Here is a 3218-nt window from a genome sequence, read left to right as displayed (position 1 = left end):
CGAGAAGGGGCCAGCCCCGGTCGAACAGGTCATGCCGCTAAAATCCCCCGTCAGGCGCGCTCTGCGCAGCCGCCCCGCCATCAGCGGCACGGCGGCGAATCCTAAAATAACGCGCGCGCCCAGCAGCGCGGCCAGCCCGCCGAGGATAAGGCCACGCCCTCCCCGCTCGGCCTCAAGCGCCGCGCGCGCGTCGCTGGCGGCTTTGCTCAGCGACGCAGCGGAGCGCTCCAGGGCTTGCGTCATCGCGCTCTGCGGGTCCTGCCTGTGGGCCGCGGCGGCCTCCTGCGCCCGCTGGCTCGCGAGCTCGACCAGGGTGGTCACGCGCGCCTGCTGGTCGCGCGACAGGCCGTGGCTCAGGGCAAGCACGATCAGCGCCGCCCCAATCAGCTCGGCGCTTAAAAATAGCCAGAACAGCCCCCGAAAGCGGTGCGCGCCAAGCCAGAGGCTGCCGAATAGCGCCGCTTTGCGATGAAAAGGCGGCAGCCTGCGCGACTCATCCTGCAGTTGGCTAAACGCGCGCTGGTAAAACGGCGTCACGACATCCGGCTGTTGCATCATGTGGTTTCCTCTGCTCTCGCCATGCCAATGCGGATAAAGCGGGCGACATATTCATTGGCCGGACGGGCCAGCAGCTCCGCCGGCGTAGCCAGCTGCTCAAAGCGCCCCTGCCGCATAACGGCGATACGATCCGCGATGCGCAGCGCTTCGCCGACATCATGGGTAATAAACAGCGTGGTTTTATTGAGATCGCGCGACAGGCTGCGAAACTCGGTCTGCAGGTCGTCGCGGATTAGCGGGTCCAGGGCGCTGAAGGGCTCGTCCATCAGCAACACGTCCGGATCGGAGGCCAGCGCGCGCGCCAGCCCAACCCGCTGCTTCATCCCGCCGGAGAGCGTGTCGATCCCGCGCTGCCCCATCCCGGCAAGCCCCAGCCGTTCCAGAAGCGCTTCGGCGCGCGCTTCGCGCCGGGCGCGGGCAACCCCGAGGATTTCCAGCGGTAGTGCCACGTTTTCCTGAATGCTCATATGTTCAATAAGAGCGTGGCTCTGGAACACCATCCCGATACGGCGGGCGCGCAGCTCGCGCAGCCTGGCGGGCGACAGCTCGGCAATCGCCTCCCCGGCGATGCGCACGCGACCGATACTGGGCGCGATCAGATGGTTCACCATGCGCAGAAGCGTGGACTTGCCGCACCCGGAGAGGCCTAAAATGCATAGCAATTCGCCGCGCTCGACGTGCATATCGATACCGCGCACCGCCGCCAGGCCGCCCGCGGGCAGGCGGGCGTCGGGGTCGCGCCGCAGCGCGGTGACGGCATGCTGCGGATCGCAACCGAATACCTTCCAGACATTTTCCAGCTGAATCATTTCGCGCTCAGCCAGTCAGCCACGCGCGCCTTATTCGCATCCAGCCAGCCGCGCGCCGCTTGCTCCGGCGTCTTCCCTTCGACGGCGATCGCATAGGCCAGGGCGCTGACGTCCTGGGTGTCGAAATGGATCGCTTCAACGATTTTTACCCCATCAGGGTTCGTTTGGGCAAAGTGATTGCTGTAGGCGATGTGGATCGCCGCATCGCCATAGCCGGTGCTGATGCGCGATTTCGTTAACCAGTCCGGGTCCGACTGATCCGCAACCTGCCAGGTCGTCAGAGTATGCTTAGGCTCCTGCAGATTGGTGAGCTTGTAGCGGACGTAGTTCTGATGCGGCGCATAGCAGTAGCCGATCCAGGCGCCGCCCGTTTTCGCGGCGTTATCCAGCGCCGCCGTCGCCACCGCCTCATCGGAACGGGTCAGATCGAAGAACGGCGCGAAGCCGTAGGTTCGGGCGCGGATCTCTTCATAATTGGTGGACAGCCAGCCCGCCGCACCCAGCCAGATCTGCCCGCGATCCGAACCTTTCGCGGCAAAAACTTTGGCCTTGTCGGGATCGGTCAGATCGTAGACGGAATGAATATTGTGCGCCTCGGCGGTCGCCGTCAGGGTGCAGTAGCCCTGGGTTCCGGCATAGGCGTTTTTCGCCAGGGTGACGTTCTTGCCCGCCCCGGCGTATTTCGCCACCAGCGCGTCCTGGTTCGGTAGCCAAACGTCGGTCCAGATATCGATCTCGCCGTTGTTGCGGTTCAGCCCTTCCCAGATAACCGGCACGGAAGAGACGGGCACAATTTTGGTCTCCGCCCCCGTCTGATCTTCGAGCAGCAGCTTGACGACATACGCCGTGCCCTGAGCGGTAGCATACCCGGCATCCACAATGCTGACGGCGTGGGCTGCGGGCGTCGCCAGCAGAAGGGCAACAATCATTTTCTTCGCTAAAAATTTCATCGGGCGATCATCCTTCCGGGTCATTGTGGTGTGGGTCAAGAGGTTGCGGGTCGGGCAAGCTGAGCCTTTCGCGCAGCGTGCCGCTAAATTCCAGCGGCGTCAGCAGACCGCGTTCGCGAAGCAGGGGAACCACATCGGAAATAAAGAGGTCCAGCCCTTCCGGGAAGGTGGGAGGCAGCAGCATAAAGCCGTCCGCCCCGCCCGCTTCGTGCCAGCGGATCATCTCCGCCGCCACCTGCTGCGGGGGGCCGACGATCTGCAGGTGGCCGCGCGCTCCGGCAATGCGCCGCGCCAGCTGCAGCACGGTAAGGTTTTCGCGCTCCGCCAGCTCCCGCAGCAGCTGCTGGCGGCTGGCAATGGAATTGGACGCGGGCAGCGGTGGCAAAGGGCCGTTGGGATCGACATCCGTTAAATCAATATCGCCGAGATAGCTCCCCAGCAGCGCCAGCGCGACCTCTTCGGCGATCAGCCACTGCAGCTGATCAAACTTCGCCTGCGCCTCGGCCTCGGTTTTGCCAATCACCGGAAAAATGCCGGGCAGAATATACAGGTCGTCGCTGCTGCGGCCGGCCGCTTTACGGCGGGCGTGCAGATCCTGGCGATAGGCAACCGCCTCCTCCAGGGTGGGCGTCGCGACGAAAATCACTTCCGCATGGCGGGCCGCCAGATCCCGTCCGGCGGGCGACGCCCCGGCCTGCACCAGCACCGGCTGCCCCTGCGCCGAGGGCAAGACGTTCAGCCCGCCCAGCGCGCGGAACCAGCGCCCCTGAAAGCCGGGCTCACGCAGCGCATCGGCATCAAAAAAAACGCCGCTTTGCTTATCGCGCGGAAATTTTGTCGCATCCCAGGAGCCCCACAGTCGTCTCTCATACACACCTCCCTGCCCACCACACACCCCAGG

General features: G+C 64.7%; 4 protein-coding genes. All 4 read right to left on the bottom strand.

The window, feature by feature from the left end; genetic code table 11:
* Positions 1-558 (bottom strand): hypothetical protein (locus tag PFH44_RS26190; RefSeq protein ID WP_283826637.1); only part of this gene is annotated, 558 nt, incomplete at its 3' end.
* Entirely contained in the window at positions 555-1367 is an 813-nt protein-coding gene (locus tag PFH44_RS26185) for an ATP-binding cassette domain-containing protein (RefSeq protein ID WP_076944779.1), read from the bottom strand. The genes PFH44_RS26185 and PFH44_RS26190, both read right to left, overlap by 4 nt.
* Complete coding sequence (locus tag PFH44_RS26180) at positions 1364-2317, bottom strand: glycine betaine ABC transporter substrate-binding protein (RefSeq protein WP_283826636.1); 954 nt, start codon at positions 2315-2317, stop codon at positions 1364-1366. Before PFH44_RS26180 ends, PFH44_RS26185 begins: the two co-directional genes overlap by 4 nt.
* A 7-nt stretch (positions 2318-2324) precedes the next feature.
* Positions 2325-3218 (bottom strand): LLM class flavin-dependent oxidoreductase (locus tag PFH44_RS26175; RefSeq protein WP_283826635.1); only part of this gene is annotated, 894 nt, incomplete at its 5' end.

The organism is Klebsiella sp. Ech2A (genome assembly GCF_030078455.1).
GTDB classification, from domain to species: domain Bacteria; phylum Pseudomonadota; class Gammaproteobacteria; order Enterobacterales; family Enterobacteriaceae; genus Klebsiella; species Klebsiella terrigena.
The sequence above is the reverse complement of the archived record's forward strand: the minus strand, read 5'-3'. Positions and strand labels throughout refer to the sequence as shown.

Excerpts from the sequence above, each read along its gene's own strand:
- PFH44_RS26180 (WP_283826636.1), bottom strand. The coding sequence starts at position 2,317 with ATGAAATTTTTAGCGAAGAAAATGATTGTTGCCCTTCTGCTGGCGACG.
- PFH44_RS26185 (WP_076944779.1), bottom strand. The coding sequence starts at position 1,367 with ATGATTCAGCTGGAAAATGTCTGGAAGGTATTCGGTTGCGATCCGCAG.